Source organism: Microbacterium sp. SWDP-B6, from assembly GCF_059803615.1.
Genome location: NZ_JAPFGV010000001.1, coordinates 594,006 through 611,148, shown reverse-complemented (window position 1 = coordinate 611,148; position 17,143 = coordinate 594,006). Strand labels below are relative to the sequence as shown.

General features: G+C 66.6%; 21 protein-coding genes and 2 tRNA genes. 12 read left to right on the top strand and 11 right to left on the bottom strand.

Annotated elements, in window-relative coordinates; translation table 11 throughout:
* Nucleotides 1–51: 51 nt before the first annotated feature.
* From gatC to OPU70_RS03075, 6 genes are read left to right on the top strand one after another with little or no spacing between them, the layout of a single operon-like run.
* Complete coding sequence (gene gatC, locus OPU70_RS03100) at nucleotides 52–351, top strand: Asp-tRNA(Asn)/Glu-tRNA(Gln) amidotransferase subunit GatC (RefSeq protein WP_042536743.1); 300 nt, start codon at nucleotides 52–54, stop codon at nucleotides 349–351.
* The gene (gene gatA / locus OPU70_RS03095; protein ID WP_056376746.1) at nucleotides 348–1,865 is read left to right on the top strand and encodes an Asp-tRNA(Asn)/Glu-tRNA(Gln) amidotransferase subunit GatA; all 1,518 of its coding nucleotides are present in this window, start codon (nucleotides 348–350) and stop codon (nucleotides 1,863–1,865) included. Before gatC ends, gatA begins: the two co-directional genes overlap by 4 nt.
* Nucleotides 1,865–3,379, top strand: a complete 1,515-nt coding sequence (gene gatB / locus OPU70_RS03090; RefSeq protein WP_042536741.1) for an Asp-tRNA(Asn)/Glu-tRNA(Gln) amidotransferase subunit GatB — start codon at nucleotides 1,865–1,867, stop codon at nucleotides 3,377–3,379. Before gatA ends, gatB begins: the two co-directional genes overlap by 1 nt.
* A gap of 47 nt (nucleotides 3,380–3,426) precedes the next feature.
* On the top strand, nucleotides 3,427–4,683 hold the full coding sequence (dinB, locus tag OPU70_RS03085) for a DNA polymerase IV (RefSeq protein ID WP_042536740.1): 1,257 nt from the start codon (nucleotides 3,427–3,429) through the stop codon (nucleotides 4,681–4,683).
* Nucleotides 4,684–4,720: 37 nt separating this feature from the next.
* Nucleotides 4,721–5,038 carry a hypothetical protein gene (locus tag OPU70_RS03080; RefSeq protein ID WP_498557117.1) on the top strand — a complete coding sequence of 106 codons (318 nt, stop codon included), beginning with the start codon at nucleotides 4,721–4,723 and terminating at the stop codon, nucleotides 5,036–5,038.
* Nucleotides 5,022–5,603: a nucleoside/nucleotide kinase family protein gene (locus OPU70_RS03075; protein WP_498557116.1), complete on the top strand. Its 582-nt coding sequence runs from the start codon at nucleotides 5,022–5,024 to the stop codon at nucleotides 5,601–5,603. Before OPU70_RS03080 ends, OPU70_RS03075 begins: the two co-directional genes overlap by 17 nt.
* Nucleotides 5,604–5,606: 3 nt before the next feature.
* Here the strand turns inward: OPU70_RS03075 and OPU70_RS03070 are convergent, their stop codons facing one another.
* From OPU70_RS03070 to orn, 6 genes are all read right to left on the bottom strand, one after another.
* Nucleotides 5,607–6,098, bottom strand: coding sequence for a DUF2017 family protein (locus tag OPU70_RS03070; protein ID WP_042536734.1), 492 nt, complete (start codon nucleotides 6,096–6,098; stop codon nucleotides 5,607–5,609).
* A complete protein-coding gene (gene clpS / locus OPU70_RS03065) occupies nucleotides 6,095–6,388 on the bottom strand; it encodes an ATP-dependent Clp protease adapter ClpS (RefSeq protein ID WP_042536733.1) in 294 nt (97 codons plus the stop codon). The genes OPU70_RS03070 and clpS overlap by 4 nt, the downstream gene beginning before the upstream one ends.
* Nucleotides 6,385–6,732 carry a metallopeptidase family protein gene (locus OPU70_RS03060; protein WP_056376754.1) on the bottom strand — a complete coding sequence of 116 codons (348 nt, stop codon included), beginning with the start codon at nucleotides 6,730–6,732 and terminating at the stop codon, nucleotides 6,385–6,387. The genes clpS and OPU70_RS03060 overlap by 4 nt, the downstream gene beginning before the upstream one ends.
* A gap of 36 nt (nucleotides 6,733–6,768) precedes the next feature.
* On the bottom strand, nucleotides 6,769–7,398 hold the full coding sequence (locus OPU70_RS03055; RefSeq protein ID WP_079112764.1) for a LysE family transporter: 630 nt from the start codon (nucleotides 7,396–7,398) through the stop codon (nucleotides 6,769–6,771).
* 115 nt (nucleotides 7,399–7,513) lie between these two features.
* Nucleotides 7,514–7,589, bottom strand: a tRNA-His gene (locus OPU70_RS03050).
* A 36-nt stretch (nucleotides 7,590–7,625) separates the two neighbouring features.
* The gene (orn, locus tag OPU70_RS03045) at nucleotides 7,626–8,252 is read right to left on the bottom strand and encodes an oligoribonuclease (protein WP_042536728.1); all 627 of its coding nucleotides are present in this window, start codon (nucleotides 8,250–8,252) and stop codon (nucleotides 7,626–7,628) included.
* 59 nt (nucleotides 8,253–8,311) lie between these two features.
* Between orn and OPU70_RS03040 the strand changes: the two genes are divergently transcribed.
* Nucleotides 8,312–8,384 (top strand) — tRNA-Arg (locus OPU70_RS03040).
* Between the two features lie 23 nt (nucleotides 8,385–8,407).
* Here OPU70_RS03040 and OPU70_RS03035 read toward each other — a convergent pair.
* Nucleotides 8,408–8,677, bottom strand: a complete 270-nt coding sequence (locus OPU70_RS03035; RefSeq protein WP_052492803.1) for a hypothetical protein — start codon at nucleotides 8,675–8,677, stop codon at nucleotides 8,408–8,410.
* A gap of 204 nt (nucleotides 8,678–8,881) precedes the next feature.
* Between OPU70_RS03035 and OPU70_RS03030 the strand changes: the two genes are divergently transcribed.
* The 4 genes from OPU70_RS03030 (at nucleotide 8,882) to OPU70_RS03015 (ending at nucleotide 12,318) form a co-directional block, all read left to right on the top strand.
* Nucleotides 8,882–9,424: a single-stranded DNA-binding protein gene (locus tag OPU70_RS03030; protein ID WP_498557115.1), complete on the top strand. Its 543-nt coding sequence runs from the start codon at nucleotides 8,882–8,884 to the stop codon at nucleotides 9,422–9,424.
* Nucleotides 9,425–9,509: 85 nt separating this feature from the next.
* Complete coding sequence (locus OPU70_RS03025; RefSeq protein ID WP_498557114.1) at nucleotides 9,510–10,007, top strand: DUF6993 domain-containing protein; 498 nt, start codon at nucleotides 9,510–9,512, stop codon at nucleotides 10,005–10,007.
* Nucleotides 10,008–10,143: 136 nt separating this feature from the next.
* A complete protein-coding gene (ettA, locus tag OPU70_RS03020; RefSeq protein WP_042536724.1) occupies nucleotides 10,144–11,823 on the top strand; it encodes an energy-dependent translational throttle protein EttA in 1,680 nt (559 codons plus the stop codon).
* A gap of 6 nt (nucleotides 11,824–11,829) precedes the next feature.
* Entirely contained in the window at nucleotides 11,830–12,318 is a 489-nt protein-coding gene (locus OPU70_RS03015; RefSeq protein ID WP_498557113.1) for an acyl-CoA thioesterase, read from the top strand.
* A 16-nt stretch (nucleotides 12,319–12,334) separates the two neighbouring features.
* Here the strand turns inward: OPU70_RS03015 and OPU70_RS03010 are convergent, their stop codons facing one another.
* The gene (locus OPU70_RS03010; protein ID WP_498557112.1) at nucleotides 12,335–13,222 is read right to left on the bottom strand and encodes an acyl-CoA thioesterase; all 888 of its coding nucleotides are present in this window, start codon (nucleotides 13,220–13,222) and stop codon (nucleotides 12,335–12,337) included.
* A gap of 51 nt (nucleotides 13,223–13,273) precedes the next feature.
* On the opposite strand from OPU70_RS03010, the gene OPU70_RS03005 reads away from it, so the two are divergent.
* Entirely contained in the window at nucleotides 13,274–13,939 is a 666-nt protein-coding gene (locus OPU70_RS03005; RefSeq protein WP_056376762.1) for a DUF8185 domain-containing protein, read from the top strand.
* 14 nt (nucleotides 13,940–13,953) lie between these two features.
* Here the strand turns inward: OPU70_RS03005 and OPU70_RS03000 are convergent, their stop codons facing one another.
* The 3 genes from OPU70_RS03000 to OPU70_RS02990 are packed head-to-tail and all read right to left on the bottom strand — an operon-like array spanning nucleotide 13,954 to nucleotide 17,128.
* Nucleotides 13,954–15,612 (bottom strand): FAD-binding dehydrogenase, encoded by a 1,659-nt coding sequence (locus OPU70_RS03000; protein WP_498557111.1) that lies wholly within the window; start codon nucleotides 15,610–15,612, stop codon nucleotides 13,954–13,956.
* The gene (locus OPU70_RS02995; protein ID WP_042536716.1) at nucleotides 15,609–16,058 is read right to left on the bottom strand and encodes a globin; all 450 of its coding nucleotides are present in this window, start codon (nucleotides 16,056–16,058) and stop codon (nucleotides 15,609–15,611) included. The genes OPU70_RS03000 and OPU70_RS02995 overlap by 4 nt, the downstream gene beginning before the upstream one ends.
* Complete coding sequence (locus tag OPU70_RS02990) at nucleotides 16,055–17,128, bottom strand: mechanosensitive ion channel family protein (RefSeq protein WP_042536715.1); 1,074 nt, start codon at nucleotides 17,126–17,128, stop codon at nucleotides 16,055–16,057. Before OPU70_RS02990 ends, OPU70_RS02995 begins: the two co-directional genes overlap by 4 nt.
* Between the last annotated feature and the right edge of the window lie 15 nt (nucleotides 17,129–17,143).

The window sequence follows — 17,143 nt, the reverse complement described above, 5'->3', positions numbered from 1 at the left end:
GGCACCGCCCGTCTGCGGGGAGACGACGAGCACGGCAACTAGACTTGGGACGTGTCTGAAATCACCCCTGATCTTGTGCGCCATCTCGGCGTGCTCGCGCGCATCCAGCTCAACGACGACGAGGTGACCCGGCTGACGGGCCAGCTCGATGCCATCGTCGACAACATCGCGAAGGTGTCTGAGGTCGCAAGCCCCGACGTCGCCGCGACGAGTCACCCGATCCCGCTGAGCAACGTCTACCGTCCCGATGTGGTGGGCGAGACGCTCACGCACGAACAGGTGCTCCAGAACGCGCCGGACCAGGCCGATGGCCGGTTCCGCGTCACCGCGATCCTGGGAGAAGAACAGTGAGCGACATCATCCGGATGACCGCAGCCGAGCTTGCGGACAAGCTCGCCAGCCGCGAGATCTCCAGCGTCGAGGCGACGCGCGCACACCTCGACCGCATCGCCGCCGTCGACGGCGACGTCCATGCCTTCCTCCACGTGAACGAGGGCGCGCTCGATGCCGCCGCAGCTGTCGACGCGAGGCGGGCTGCGGGCGAGGAGCTCGGCCCGATCGCCGGTGTGCCGCTCGCCATCAAGGACGTGCTTGTCACGACCGACCAGCCGACCACCAGCGGCTCGCGGATCCTCGAGGGCTACCGCTCGCCGTACGACGCCACCGTCGTCGCTCGATCGCGCGCGGCAGGGCTGATCCCGCTCGGCAAGACCAACATGGACGAGTTCGCCATGGGGTCGTCCACCGAGCATTCCGCATACGGCCCCACCCGCAACCCGTGGGACCTCGATCGGATCCCCGGTGGCTCCGGCGGTGGATCGGCCGCGGCCGTCGCCGCCTTCGAGGCTCCGCTGGCGCTCGGCTCAGACACCGGTGGATCCATCCGTCAGCCCGCGCATGTGACCGGCACGGTCGGCGTCAAGCCCACCTACGGCGGTGTCAGCCGCTACGGCGCGATCGCACTCGCTTCCAGCCTCGACCAGGTCGGACCGGTGACGCGCACCGTGCTCGACGCAGGTCTGCTGCATGACGCGATCGGCGGTCACGACCCGAAGGACTCCACATCGTTGCGCGACGAGTGGCCTTCGTTCGCGGATGCCGCCCGTGAGGGCGCGCGCGGAGATGTGCTCAAAGGCCTCAGGGTCGGTGTCATCAGGGAATTGCCCGACAGCGGGTTCCAGCCGGGCGTCGCCGAGTCGTTCCGCAGCGCTCTCGCGCTCATGGAGGCTCAGGGTGCAGAGATCGTCGAGATCGGAGCGCCCCACTTCGAGTACGGCGTCGCCGCGTACTATCTGATCCTCCCCGCCGAGGCATCCAGCAACCTCGCGAAGTTCGACTCCGTGCGCTTCGGTCTCCGCGTGACTCCTGATGGCAACCCGACCGTCGAGGACGTCATGTCCGCGACGCGCGACGCCGGCTTCGGCGACGAGGTCAAACGACGCATCATCCTCGGCACGTACGCACTGTCGGCGGGGTACTACGACGCCTACTACGGCAGCGCACAGAAGGTCCGCACGCTCATCCAGCAGGACTTCGCGAACGCCTTCGCGGAGGTGGACATCATCGCGACGCCGTCGGCACCGACCACCGCGTTCAAGATCGGCGAGAAGATCGACGATCCGCTGCAGATGTACCTCAACGACATCACGACGATCCCGGTCAACCTCGCCGGCGTCCCGGGCATCTCGATCCCGAGCGGCCTCGCGGCAGAGGACGGACTGCCCGTCGGCATCCAGTTCATCGCACCGGCGAGGGAGGACGCGCGACTCTACAAGGTCGGCGCTGCGGTCGAGACGCTCCTCGTCGATTCGTGGGGAGCACCGCTCCTCACGCGTGCACCCCAGCTCGTGGGAGGGACCCGCTGATGGCCACTGCCAAGCTCATGGACTTCGACAAAGCGCTCGAGCTGTTCGAGCCCGTTCTCGGATTCGAGGTGCACGTCGAACTCAACACCAACACGAAGATGTTCTCGGACGCCCCGAACCCGGCGAACGAGGCCTATCACGCGGCTGCGCCGAACACGCTGATCGCCCCGGTCGACCTCGGTCTACCCGGATCGCTGCCCGTCGTGAACGAGACGGCGATTCGCTCGTCGATCAGCCTCGGTCTCGCACTCGGCTGCTCGATCGCACCGTCGAGCCGGTTCGCGCGGAAGAACTACTTCTACCCCGACCTCGGCAAGAACTACCAGATCTCGCAGTACGACGAGCCGATCGCGTTCGAGGGTGAAGTCGAGGTCGAGCTCGAAGACGGAACCATCGTGCAGATCCCGATCGAGCGCGCGCACATGGAGGAGGACGCCGGCAAGCTCACCCACATGGGCGGCTCCACCGGACGCATCCAGGGCGCCGAGTACTCGCTGGTCGACTACAACCGCGCCGGTGTTCCGCTCGTCGAGATCGTCACGAAGGTCATCTTCGGCACTGAGCACCGTGCCCCGGAGGTCGCCAAGGCCTATGTCGCGACCATACGTGACATCGTCCGCAGCCTCGGGATCTCCGAAGCCCGCCTGGAGCGCGGCAACCTCCGCTGCGACGCCAACATCTCGCTGCGCCCTCGCGGCCAGGAGAAGCTCGGCACGCGCACCGAGACGAAGAACGTCAACTCGATGCGCTCGGTCGAACGCGCCGTGCGTTACGAGATCCAGCGTCAGGCGCAGATCCTCGCCGACGGCGGCACGATCACTCAGGAGACCCGGCACTGGCACGAGGACACGGGCACGACCTCGCCCGGTCGTCCCAAGTCGGATGCCGATGACTACCGGTACTTCCCCGAGCCCGACCTGGTTCCGGTGGAGCCTGCGGCCGAGCTGATCGAGGAGCTCCGAGCGCAGCTGCCTGAACAGCCCGTGGCGCGTCGGCGCCGCCTGATGGGCGAGTGGGGGTTCACCGACCTGGAGTTCCAGGACGTGCGGAACGGCGGCCTGCTGGAGGTCGTCGAGGCGACGATCTCGGCCGGAGCGACTCCTGCCACGGCCCGCAAGTGGTGGACGGGCGAGATCAGCCGTCTCGCGAACACGCAGGAGAAGGATGCCACGGAGCTGATCTCTCCTGAGAACGTCGTGGCTCTCCAGAAGCTCGTCGACGCCGGGACCCTCACCGACAAGCTGGCCCGCCAGGTGCTCGAGGGAGTCATCGCCGGTGAGGGGACGCCGCAGGAGGTCGTCGACGGCCGCGGACTCGCCGTCGTCTCGGATGACGGCGCGCTGATCGCCGCGATCGACGAGGCCCTGGCAGCTCAGCCCGACGTTCTCGCGAAGATCAAGGACGGCAAGGTCCAGGCAGCCGGCGCCGTCATCGGCGCTGTGATGAAGGCTATGAAGGGCCAGGCCGACGCAGCCCGGGTCCGCGAACTCGTTCTCGAGCGCGCTGCGCAGTGATCGGATCCCCCGGACCTCATGTCTGAGGTCCGGGGGAGAATGGTCTCATGGGACACGGTGACGGCAGAGGGCGCATCGTGTCGTCAGCCGATGCCGACGACACCGGCACGAGCATCCTGCACGTCGACATGGATGCGTTCTACGCCGGTGTCGAGGTGCTCGACGATCCCAGCTTGCGCGGTCTCCCGCTGATCATCGGGTCGCCCGACGGCCGATCGGTGGTGTCCAGCGCCTCCTACGAGGCGCGCCGCTACGGCGTGCGTGCGGCGATGCCGGTGTCTCAGGCGCTGCGCCTGTGCCCGTCGGCGCGCGTCGTTCCTCCGCACTTCCATCGCTACCAGGCGGTCTCACGTCAGGTGATGGCGATCTTCGAGTCGTTCACGCCGTTGGTCGAGCCGCTGTCGGTCGATGAGGCCTTCCTCGATGTGCGCGGCGTCCGACGGCTCTGGGGCAGCCCTGCACAGATCGCGCACCTCGTTCGTCAGCGCGTCAGAGATGAGGTGGGCATCACCTGCAGTGTCGGCGTCGCAGCCACGAAGCATGTGGCGAAGATGGCCTCGACGATCTCGAAGCCCGATGGGATGCTCGTCGTCTCGGCATCCGACACCCAGGACTTCCTCGACCCGCGTCCGGTGCGCGCCATGTGGGGTGTGGGGCCGAAGGCGGCCGAGGCATTGGAGGGGCGCGGAATCCGCACGGTGCGCGACATCCGCACCTCGTCTCCGGCGATGCTCGACCGCGCCGTGGGGCCGGCTCTCAGCGCGCGACTCGCGGAGCTCGCTCGCGGCGAGGATCCCCGGGCAGTCGAGACGGAGCGCGTCGAGAAGAGCGTCGGTCACGAGGAGACCTTCGACACCGACATCTCAGACAGGTCCTTCCTGAGAGCCGAGCTCCTGCGCCTCGCCGACCGCGTCGCAGCGCGCCTGCGGAAGGCGGAATGGGAGACGTCGACGGTCGCCATCAAGATCAGGTTCGACGACTTCCGCACCATCAGCCGTTCGCAGACGCTCCCGGAACCCACCGCGGTGGGCCAGCGCATCGGAGAGGCCGCCCAAGCGCTCTTCGACCAGATCGATCGACGGGATCCCGTGCGTCTGGTCGGAGTGCGCGCTGAGAAGCTGCGGCCGGCCGGCGGCGGCGGCTTCGGCCTCTGGGACGACGACGAGGACTGGAGGCGCGTCGAGGGCGCGGTCGACGATGCCGTCGCACGTTTCGGCACGGCCACGATCAGGCGAGCGAGACACATCGGGCGGGGCGACGGCCGTGGTGCCGCGCAGCATCCCAGGGCGCACGGGCTCGATTGACCCTTCCCACAGCCGATTCCTGGGCTAGCGTGGAGCCATGCCCAACATTGCACTGGAACTCGGACAGCAGGCCGCCTCGTTCGGCGTGAAGAGCGCGTACGGCGAGCCGCAGGATATCGACGGCGTGAGCATCACTCCGGTGGCGTTCACCTACTCCGGCTTCGGCGGAGGAAGCGCTGACGGCGCCGAGGGCGGCGGAGGCGGAGGTGTGTCGGTCCCGGTCGGCGTCTACGTCCGTCGCGAGGAGGGGCTCCGGTTCGAGCCCAACATCGTGACGCTGCTCGTCGTCGCTGTGCCGTTCATCTGGGTGACCGGACGCGCGCTCTCTCGCATCATCCGTGCCCTCAAGAAGTAGTGACCCGGTCGCTGACGCCCTCGAGCGCGCTGCGGCCCTGATCGTCGACGACATCCACATGCTCGCGGCGGCGAACCCGGTCGTCCTGATCGACGGTCGCAGCGGAGCAGGGAAGACGACCCTCGCGCGCATGCTCGTCGAACGCTGGCCGATAGCAGGACGGGTGCAGCTCGTCGCACTGGATTCGATCTATCCGGGCTGGGACGGGCTCAGAGACGGAGTTGAACGCGCTCTGGACGGCATCCTCCGCCCGCACGGACGAGGGTATCTGGGCGAGTGGCGACGATGGGACTGGGGGAGCGGCAGCGAGGCCGAGATTCACGCGGTCGACCCGGCGCTCGGGGTGCTGATCGAAGGGAGCGGGATACTCACGCCCGCCACGGCGGCGATTGCGGATGTCCGGGTCTGGGTCGAGTCCGCGGAGGCCGGTCGCAAGGCCCGAGCGCTGGCGCGCGATGGCGATACCTACCGTCCGCACTGGGATCGCTGGGCGCAGCAGGAAAGCGATCACATCGTGCGTGACGATCCCCGTGCGCTCGCGACCAGGGTCATCGAGGTGCCGTAGGTCTCAGAGGAGCTCGTCGGCCGCGTCGATCGTGAGTTCGAGGCGGTACCCCAGCCAGTCGTAGACGCCGAACCGCGGGTCGTCGGGGTCATGGTCATCGTCGCTCTCGATGCCGAGGCGCTCCGCGATCACGAGGCGCAATGCGGTGAGCGTGCGCAGCCATGCGTCGATGTCGGACGGAGGTATGTCGAGGTCGTGCTCCGCGAAGGCCTCGCTGTGTGACATCTCGGCGAGGTCACCGCGCATGCCTGCGAGTGCGGTGCGGACGATGTCCGCGTCCAGAGCGCGTCGGTCGAGCAGGTCTTCTCGCGTCGCATCCCGGAACGCGCGAGACGACTCCTCGTCCTCGGGGTAGGCATCGGGAACCAGGCGGCCGATCGCGGGATCCTCGACGTCGCGGGTCGCTCCCACGAGATCGCGGAAGTCGTCGACCAGCTGCGCGAGCTGCGCGCCCTCGACCCGAGCCATACGTATCCGCACCATCGGCTCGCTCATCCTTTGGCCTTTCGGACGGTCGCCCACAGGCCGTAGTCGTGCATCGCCTGCGCGTGCACCTCCATCGTCTCTCGCGGCCCTGTCGCGACGATCGCCTGGCCGTCGTGGTGCACCTGTCGCATGAGCACCGTCGCGCGCTCCAGCGAGTAGCCGAAGTAGGTGCGGAAGACTCGCACGACGTAGCTCATCAGGTTGACAGGGTCGTTCCACACGACGACCTCCCATGGTTCGAGCGGAGCTGCCGAGAGATCGACCGACTCTTCGACGTCGGGCGTGGCGAGGGGGCTCATGCCCACCCCAGCGTGTGGAGCTGCTCGTCGTCGATGCCGTAGAAGTGCGCGATCTCGTGCACCAGGGTCGTGTGCACCTCGTCGCGCAGTTCGTCGTCCGTCTCGCACGCTGCCAGATGCGGCTCGCGGTAGACGACGATCCGGTCGGGGAGCTCGCCGGAGCCGTACTGCGTGCGCTCGGTCAGGGCCAGCCCGTCGTAGAGCCCGAGCAGGTCCAGGCTTCCGTCCTCCGGACGATCCTCGACGACGAACACCACGTTCTCCAGCCCGTCGACCATCTCGTCGGGCAGCCGATCGAGCTCGTCGATCACGAGTTCTTCGAAGTCCGCAGCATCCATTTCCATCAGGTCCAGCCTATTGCCGGGCGGGGGAGCGAAGCGTCAGTGGAGGAAGACGAGGAGACCGGCGACGGCGATGAAGAGGACGCCGAAGACGCTGTTGAGCGTCCGCTGTCCGCGCGCTGATCGTGTGAGGCTTCGGAAAGGCCGTGCCGCGGTGGCGAAGAACCCCCACATCACCACGATGTCGACGATGATGACCGTGACGATGAGAGTGAGGTATTGAGGGAGCTGTGGCTGATCGAGGCGGATGAACTGCGGGATGAACGCGAGGAAGAACACGATCGCCTTCGGGTTGAGGAGATTCACCCAGAACCCGCGTCTGATCATCGACCAGTGGCCCTCGTAGAGGTCGACCGTGGTCCCCTCATCAGCGGCAGGAAGCTTCGGCTTGGTGAGGATCAGACGTATGCCGAGGAAGACCAGGTATGCCGCGCCGGCGTATCGGATCACGTTGAACAGCACCTCAGACTGCGACACGACGAGTCCGAGGCCTGCCGCCACGATCACGACATGAACGATGAGAGCGAGCTGCTGCCCGAGGATTCCCCAGATCGAACGGCGCCAGCCCTGGCTCAGCGCGTTCGACATCGTGTTGATGGCGCCGGCCCCCGGCGTGAAGCTGATAACCACGCAGGCGGTCAGAAGTGAGAACCACACGGCGAGCGACACCCCGCAATCCTACGGGGGCCTCACCGTGCGTCGATCACCGTGGTTCGGGCCCGGAGCAGGAAGCGCTTCGTGACGCAGAGAAGGTCCGAGCCTTTCGACTCGGACCTTCTCAGAGTGGGGTGAGTAACGGGACTCGAACCCGCGACATCCGGCACCACAAGCCAGCGCTCTACCAGCTGAGCTATACCCACCATGTGCCGATCGCGATCGGCAACCAGACGAGTCTATTACATGTTCGGAGTGAACTCTGACACCGTGCGTGCGGCGATGTCGCGAGCATCGTCACTCGAGGGCCCCGGTTCGTCGACGAAGACCGCCTCGCGGTAGTACCGCAGCTCGCGAATGGACTCGAGGATGTCGGCGAGGGCGCGGTGTCCGCCGTCCTTCGCCGGCGCCTGGAAGAACACCCGCGGGTACCACCGCCGCGAGAGCTCTTTGATGCTCGAGACATCGACGTTGCGATAGTGGAGCCACTGATCGACCTGACTCATGTACTTGGCCAGGAACATCCGGTCTGTGCCGATGGTGTTGCCGGCGAGAGGAGCCTTGCGCTCGACCGGAGCGAATCGCTTGATGTAGGCGAGGGTCTGCGCCTCGGCCTCGGCCAACGATACGCCGTGGGGGATCTCGTTGATCAACCCCGACGTCTCGTGCATCTTCGTCACGAAGTCATTCATGTTCTCGAGTGCCGCGTCGCTCGGGCGGATGACGACCTGGAAGCCGGGGTCCACCGGACGGAGCTCGAAATCAGTGACGACGACGGCGATCTCGACGAGTTCGTCGACGGCCAGATCGAGACCGGTCATCTCACAATCGATCCATACGAGGCGGTCATTCTCTGAGGCAGATACCATTTCGCCATCCTATCGACGGCTCCGACATCCGAGTCTGGCGCGGTACGGTAGATGTGTGCGCCTCCGTAGCTCAGGGGATAGAGCAGGAGCCTTCTAATCTCTTGGTCGCAGGTTCGAATCCTGCCGGGGGCACGATCGCCTGAGCCGGGCAGTGCTCATCCGTTGCGGAGAGCGGCGACCGCGTCATCCGCGCTCCAGAAGTCGCCGACGAGTCGGAACGACGCCGTGGCGAGGTGCAGGCGCTCCGCCCGGTAGCGAACCCCGAGTGGATCCGGGATGAGGCGCAGGTGCCCGAGGACCCTCTCTCGCGCGTCGTGAACCCGCCACAGGTGGGCTGACGCGCGCACGAGATGCTCCTTCTTGGTCGACAGCTGCGGTGTCGCGTAGGGAACCTCGGGCGTGGACGTGATCAGGGTTGCAGACATCGAATCTCCTTTCATGATTCGAACGTATGACCGACCACCGACATTGCTGGCCAGACGTGACGACTGCCGGCGACGGAGTGGTTCTGCACATTCGCGCGCCGCTCCGAGTTGTTCAGGATGCCCGTGTTCTCGGCATCGGCGAGGTGGAGAGAGGGCGCACTCTGAAGTGATCCGGACGCACGCTCCGGGCACAGAGGAGAGAACATGCATGACACAGTGACCATCGTCGGCAACGTCGCCACCGATCCCACTCAGGGGCGAACGACAAGTGGAGTTCCCGTCACGAACTTCCGACTCGCGAGCACGCACCGACGATTCGATGATGCGACCCAGACGTGGGTCGATGTGACGACGAACTGGTACTCGGTCGCGGCTTTCCGTCAGCTGGGCGAACATGCGAAGGCCTCTCTGCGGTCCGGTGACAGCGTGATCGTCACGGGGAGGATGAAGATCCGCGCATGGGAGAACAACGGCAAGCAGGGCACGAGCGTCGACATCGACGCCGATGCGATCGGCCACGATCTCCGATGGGGGACGACGGCGTATCGCCGCAGCGCGCGATCGGGGGTCGATGCCCCGCCCAGAACCGCTGCGACATCGGATCCGCACGATGACCCCGAGCAGCCTGCGCACTCGCGTGGTGACGGTCCGGACATCGACACGTCGTGGGCGGCGAAGGACGGCGCGCTCTTGGGCGCCGATGACGGCCTCGCGGATTCTGCTGCCGCAGGGGCGAGCACTCTCTGAGATTCCCGGCCGATCGACGCCGGCGCAGATCGCATCCGTGAGCGCGCTCGGGCGCTGCGGGGGAGGACGCCCTTAGACTCAGTTCGTGCTTCGACGACCGGACTCCTCCGCATCGCGTGCGGCGATCGCGACCGGCGTCGCCACGACGCTCGCGCTGCTGCTGACCTCGTGCGGCGCGCCCGCAACGCCCACACCGAAGCCGACGGATGCCGCAGTGAGCCCCAGTCCGTCGGTGTCTCCTTCGGGTCCCGCGTATGTTCCGGACGGCACCGCCGATGACAACCTGCCGCTCTTCGCGGCCGTGACCGCCGCGGTGTGGGCGTCAGACCAGAAGGTGTCGGGTCGTGCCTACATCGACGCCCTGATCGCCGCCGGGTTCGACCGCGCAGCCATGCAGGTCACACAGGACGTCTCGACCGTCGGCAACCCGGTGGAGAGCCTCATGTTCGCCGTGCGGTGGGGAGACACGGAATGCCTCATAGGGCAGGTGGGCCCGTCGACGGGCGAGCCCGTCACGGTCGTCATGCCGCAACTGGCCGAGGGACGTTGTCTCGTCGGGACGACGCGAGCGATCGACTGGTGACCCGCCACGCGCGTGGCACGTGCGGCAACTCGCGCAACCGCGTCGTGGAGCTGGCATCCGGCTCCGGTAGCGGCCCCCGAGATCGCCGGTAGGCTGGAGTGTCGATCTTCGACGCCAACAGAAGGAGCGGTTTTCGGTGGCTGAGTACATCTACTCGATGGTTCGTGCACGTAAGGCGGTGGGTGAGAAGCTCATCCTCGATGACGTCACGATGGCGTTCCTCCCCGGTGCCAAGATCGGCATGGTGGGTCCCAACGGTGCCGGTAAGTCGACGATCCTCAAGATCATGGCCGGCATGGACACGCCGTCGAACGGCGAGGCGAAGCTGTCTCCCGGTTTCTCGGTCGGAATCCTGATGCAGGAGCCGGAGCTCGACGAGACCAAGACGGTGATCGAGAACATCCAGGACGGCATCGCCATCAAGGCGAAGGTCGACCGGTTCAACGAGATCTCCATGCTGATGGCAGATCCCGATGCCGACTTCGACTCCCTGCTCTCCGAGATGGGAACCCTGCAGGAGGAGATCGACGCGGCGGACGGCTGGGACCTCGATTCGCAGCTCGAACAGGCCATGGACGCCCTGCGCACGCCTCCCGGAGACGCGGCGATCGCTCCGCTCTCCGGAGGCGAGAAGCGACGCGTCGCACTCGCGAAGCTGCTCCTGCAGAAGCCCGATCTGCTCCTGCTCGACGAGCCGACCAACCACCTCGACGCGGAAAGCGTGCTCTGGCTCGAGCAGCACCTTCAGGCATACAAGGGCGCGGTCATCGCCATCACTCACGACCGGTACTTCCTCGACCACGTCGCCGAATGGATCGCCGAGGTCGACCGTGGCCGCCTGATCGGCTACGAGGGCAACTACTCGACTTACCTGGAGAAGAAGGGCGAACGCCTCGAGGTCCAGGGCAAGAAGGACGCGAAGCTCGCCAAGCGCCTCAAGGAGGAGCTGGAGTGGGTCAGGTCCAGCGCGAAGGGCCGTCAGACGAAGTCGAAGGCGCGACTCGCGCGGTACGAGGAGATGGCGACAGAGGCCGAACGCACCAGGAAGCTGGACTTCGAGGAGATCTCGATTCCTGCGGGACCGCGTCTCGGAAGCATCGTGATCGATGCGAAGAAGCTCCAGAAGGGCTTCGACGGCCGGGTGCTCATCGATGGGCTCAGCTTCAACCTTCCGCCGAACGGCATCGTCGGTGTGATCGGCCCCAACGGTGTCGGTAAGACGACCCTGTTCAAGACGATCGTCGGCCTGGAGCCGCTCGACGGCGGAGACCTCAAGATCGGCGAGACGGTCAAGATCAGCTACGTCGACCAGTCGCGCTCGAACATCGACCCCGACAAGACGCTGTGGGAGGTCGTGTCCGACGGTCTCGACGTCATCACGGTGGGCAAGACGGAGATCCCCTCACGCGCGTACGTCTCGAAGTTCGGTTTCAAGGGCCCGGACCAGCAGAAGAAGGCAGGCGTGCTCTCCGGTGGTGAGCGCAACCGTCTGAACCTGGCCCTCACGCTCAAGGAGGGCGGCAACCTTCTCCTGCTCGACGAGCCGACCAACGACCTGGACGTCGAGACGCTGAGTTCTCTCGAGAACGCGCTTCTCGAGTTCCCCGGCTGCGCAGTGGTCATCACTCACGACCGGTGGTTCCTCGACCGCATCGCGACCCACATCCTCGCGTACGAGGGCACCGACGAGAAGCCCGCTCAGTGGTACTGGTTCGAGGGCAACTTCGAGTCCTACGAGGAGAACAAGGTCCAGCGCCTCGGCGCCGACGCGGCCAAGCCGCACCGGTCGACGCACCGCAAGCTCACGCGCGACTGATCGCCGATGTCCGACCTGACACCGGGGCCCCGGCTGCACATCCCGATCCACCTCCGCTGGGGCGATCTGGACGCATTCAATCACGTCAACAACACCTCGATGCTGAAGCTCCTCGAGGAGGCGCGCGTACGCGCGTTCTGGCGTGCGGGTCCCGGTGAGCAGGCACCATCGACCGCTGTGCTCGATTCAGGCATCGACGAGGGCACGCTGACGCTCATCGCGCGGCAGGAGATCGAGTACCTCGCTCCGGTGCCGTACCAGCGTCGACCTCTCGAAGTGCAGATGTGGTTCGGCAAGCTCGGCGGCTCCAGCGTCGAGGTCTGCTACGAGGTGCACAACGACCCCGCAGCCGAGCCCCGCATGATCTATGCGCGGTCGACCGCGATCATCGTGCTCGTCGACGCCAAGTCGGGCCGTCCCACACGGCTCACGCAGGAGATGCGCGACGCGTGGGAGCCGTACGTCGGCCCCTCCATCGAGTACACCCACCGCTGAGCCGAATGGCGCGGCATCAGGCCGGGGACGGCACCCTGACCATGATCTCCTGGGCGACAGAGGCGACCAGATCGCCCGACTGCGTGTAGATGCGTCCCTGAGCGAGGCCGCGGCCCCCGCGCGCGTTCGGCGATTCCTGCAGGTAGAGCAGCCACTCGTCGACGCGCGCAGGCCGGTGCCACCACATCGCATGGTCGAGGCTCGCCACCTTCAACCCCGGGAGCCCCCAGTACACGCCGTGGGCGCGAAGGATCGATTCCTGGATCGTCATATCGCTGAGATATGCGAGAGCCGCCCGGTGAATGCGCTGGTCGTCGGGAAGCGGTGCCTTCATGCGCATCCAGACGCCCTGCTGAGGAACGCGGGAATCCTCGCTCGGCAGGAACATCGGCGAGTCGATGTGGCGCACGTCAGCGGCGCGATCGCTGAGCATCCGAACAATGCCGGGCGGCAGCCCGTCGACGCGCTGCTCGTCGGGCAGCAGAGAGTCCGGACCCGGAATTCCTTCAGGCATGGGAACCGCGTGCTCGATGCCCGGATCGTCGTCCTGGAAGGAGGCGATCATCGAGAAGATCGGCACACCGTTCTGATACGCCTGCGAACGACGGGTGGAGAAGGATCGGCCGTCGTGGATGCGGTCGACGGCGATCGTGATGCCCTGGCTTGCGTCGCCCGGCCGCAGAAAGTACCCGTGCATGGAGTGCACCGCACGATCCTCGGGGAGCGTCCGTTCCGCGGCGAGGAGGCTCTGAGCGAGCACTTGACCACCGTAGATCCGCCCGGAGGGCATCGGATGCGAAGATCCGGTGAAGATGTCCTCGGTGGTGCGGGCCTGAGTGGAATCGAGGTCCAGTACGTCGAGGAGTTGTTCGACGGTGCGAATCGCGTGGGCGTCGGCGGTCATGAGTTCCTTCCCGCGACGGCGGATGCCGCTGGCGTTGCTAGTTTAGAGGGTGTGCCCCACCAGCTTCTTCTTGCAGACGCCGAGACCGCGAAGGACGTACTGACCTTCCTCGGGCGAGCGACCCGAATCTCCGATGAGGGGGTTCGGCTGCAGGCGGCCGGAGGTGTTCTCGCGCTCACAGGAGCCGCTCTAGCGCCCCACGGTCTGTTCGATCAGACCCCGACAGTGCTGGCGATGCGCGTCGTGCAGGCGGATCCTGAGCTCGAGTGCGATGTCGTCGTCTCCTCGCTCACCGCGACAGACGATGACAGCGCGCTGACCCTGCCGGAGACAGGGCTCTCACCCGCGTGGGCCGGAGTCGCTCCACCGCGCGGCCACTGGCAGCCGACGTCGACCCTGGCGGCATCCGTCATCGCTCGACGCGCGCAGTGGGGGATCAGCGCAGTTGCGCGCGGAGCGACGCCCGGGTCCGGGGAGGAAGCCGTCAGAGCGCTTCGTGCAGCCATCTGGGGGGAGCCCGACGAGGATCTCGGCGGCCTGCCTCGCGGAGTCGCGTTCGCGGCCGACGCGTTCGGCTTCATCTCCGGTGAGGAAGACGTTCCGGTGATGCAGTCGGGGCGGTGGACTCGACTCGCCTTCCGGCGTGGTCACGTTCTCGCTCGAGGACCCGTCGCGACCGGTCTCACAGCGGTCAGGGGCACCGGCTCCGCCCAGTAGCGCGGAGCACGAGCTCAGCGGGCGGCTGCGCGCCCGGCCTGGCGTCCCGAGAAGAGACACCCACCGAGGAACGTGCCCTCGAGCGCCCGGTAACCGTGCACACCGCCGCCCCCGAATCCGCTCGCCTCGCCGGCGGCGTACAGACCGACGATCGGTTCGCCGTCGGCTCCGAGAGCGCGGCCGTCGAGATCGGTGTTGATCCCGCCGAGCGACTTCCTGGTGAGAACGTGCAGCTTGACGGCGACGAGAGGGCCGGCTGCCGGGTCTTGAAGACGATGCGGAGCTGCGGTGCGGATCAGCTTGTCGCCACGGTAGCCGCGCATCGAACGCAGCATGCCGATCTGGGCGTCTTTCGTGAACTCGTTCTCCATCTCGAGGTCACGCGCGATCACCTCTCGTCGCACATGATCGATGTCGAGTGACTCTCCGCCGGGGTGCCGCTGCATCTGCTCGAGCAGCGATTCGAGGTCGTTCTCGACGATGAAGTCCTCTCCCTCGTCGAGGAACGCCTGCACCGGCCCCGTCGGGCCCTTGGCGAGTCGGGACTTCACGAGGAGCCCGACATCCTTACCGGTGAGATCGGGGTTCTGTTCGCTTCCGGAGAGGGCGAACTCCTTCTCGACGATCTGGCGAGAGGTGACGAACCACGAGTGGTCGTAGCCGGTGCTGCGGAGGTGGGCGAGTGTGCCCAGCGTGTCGAAGCCGGGGAAGAGCGGCACGGGCAGTCTCTTGCCCGTCGCGTCCAGCCACAGCGACGACGGGCCGGGGAGGATGCGGATGCCGTGCGACGGCCACACGGGGTTCCAGTTCGTGATTCCCTCGACGTAGTGCCACATGCGGTCGCCGTTGACGAGACGCGCACCGGCAGACTCCGAGACGGCGTGCATCGATCCGTCCACATATGCGGGCACTCCCGTGAGCATGTGCTCAGGAGGGGCGCCCAAGGTTGCCGGCCAGGCAGCGCGCACGAGGTCGTGATTTCCTCCGATACCGCCGGAGGAGACGATCGTGGCGCCGGCGCTGATCTCGAAGTCGCCGATCGCGCGCCGCGTCGATTCGACGCCGCGAGCGGCGGGGCTCGACTCCAGGATCGTGCCGCGCGCGCCGGTGACGGCTCCGTCGGTGGTGATCAGCTCCGTCACGCGATGGCGGGGGAGGATCGTGATCCGTCCCTCGCGTTCGCCCTGCTCGACCGCGGCGGCGAACGGCGCGACGACGCCCGGCCCGGTGCCCCAGGTGATGTGGAATCGAGGGACGGAGTTGCCGGGACCGAGCGCACCGTAGCCTCCGCGTTCGGCCCAGCCGACCACCGGGAAGAAACCCACTCCGCGTTTGCGCAACCACGAGCGCTTCTCTCCGGCCGCGAACTGCAGATAGGCCTCGGCCCACCGACGCGGCCAGTGATCCTCGGGGCGGTCGAACAAAGCGGTCCCGAACCAGTCCTGCGTGGCGAGGGCCAGCGAATCGCGAATGCCCATCCGCCTCTGCTCGGGGGAGTCGATGAAGAACAGGCCGCCGAACGACCACCATGCCTGCCCGCCGAGGTTGGTGCGCGGCTCCTGGTCGACCAGGATCACACGACGACCGGCATCCAGCGCCTCACCCGCTGCGACAAGACCGGCGAGCCCCCATCCGATGACCAGTACGTCTGCAGACAGGGGCGTGTTCGTCATGTGCTCTCCGTTGATTCCTGACGTGATCGCGTCTCGAGCGTGGGGCGCCCGGCCGAGGGTGCGCCGATGCCGGACGGCTCGAATGTGTTCACCATGGCATACGCGGCGCGTTCGAGGTAGTCCCACAGCGTCGATTCGTGGAGTGGCGACAATTGCGCCTCGTCCAAAGCCGTTCGCATGTGCCGGAGCCACCTGTCACGAGCGTCGGGATCGACGTGGAACGGCATATGACGCATCCGCAGGCGTGGGTGTCCGCGCGTCTCCCCATAGGTCGTGGGGCCACCCCAGTACTGCTCCAGGAACATCAGCAGTCGCTCCTCGGCAGGGCCGAGATCCTCTTCGGGGTACATCGGCTTCAGGACCGGGTCCAGTGCGACCTCGCGATAGAAGACCGACACGATCTTCGCGAAGGTGTCGTGCCCGCCGACCTCGTCGTAGAACGTCACTTCTGGGAGCTCCCGTCATCGTTCGTCTTCTTGCGCCGCCAGATTCCACGATCCGGGATGACGGGAACGCCGGTGACGGCGTTCGGACGTGTCTTGGGGGGATTGGCACCCCGAACGCGACGGGCGCCCTCGAGGCCGGTGGGGACGACGGTGGTCATGCTCGGGAGGAGGATCTCGTTCTCGAGCATCGCGGCCCGTAGGCGCTTACGCAGCTCCTGCGCGACGTCGTCCTTGGCGTTGGCACGAGCCTTGATGACGAGCCGCACGACGAGGGCGTCGCCGTCGATCGACTCGAGGCCCCAGAGCTCGGGCTTCTCGATGATGCGGGTGCGCCACTTCGGATCCTTCGCGAGAGCCTGAGCCGTGTCGAGCATGATCTGCTCGACCTTCTCGAGATCGGCGTCCACCGGCACGCCGAGATCGATGATCGCCCTGGCCCAGCCCTGCGACATGTTGCCGATGCGAAGCACCTCGCCGTTGCGGACGTACCAGAGCGTGCCGTTCACGTCGCGCACCTGCGTGATGCGCACGCTCACGTATTCGACCACGCCCGAGGCGAGGCCGAGATCGACGACATCGCCGATTCCGATCTGATCCTCCGCCACGATGAACATGCCGTTGAGCACGTCCTTGACGATGTTCTGAGCGCCGAAACCGAGACCGGCGCCCACAGCAGCAGTGAGGAGTGTCAGCGAGCCCAGGAGCGTCGGCGCGAGGTGATTGACCACGAGCACGATCGCGATGACCACCAGCATCACGTTGACGATGTTCTGCAGGATGGTGCCGAGAGTCCGCGTGCGTTGCACGAGACGCATGTCAGCGAGCGGCGAGCGTTCCAATGCCTGAGTGTCGTCGACGGCCGCTTTGTTCTTCGCGCTGTCGACGATGCGATGCACGACGCGGCGGATGACCACGCGGAGCAAGAGAGCGATGAGAACGCAGCCGGCGATGATCGCGACCACTCCGAGCGCCTGCAGGCCCACATCGCGCAGCACCGTGACGACGTCCATCCACCAGGAGGGGAGAACGGTCTCTGCGGGGTCGGGCGTCGTGTCGAATGGCTGCATCATCCCCTCCAGAGTAGC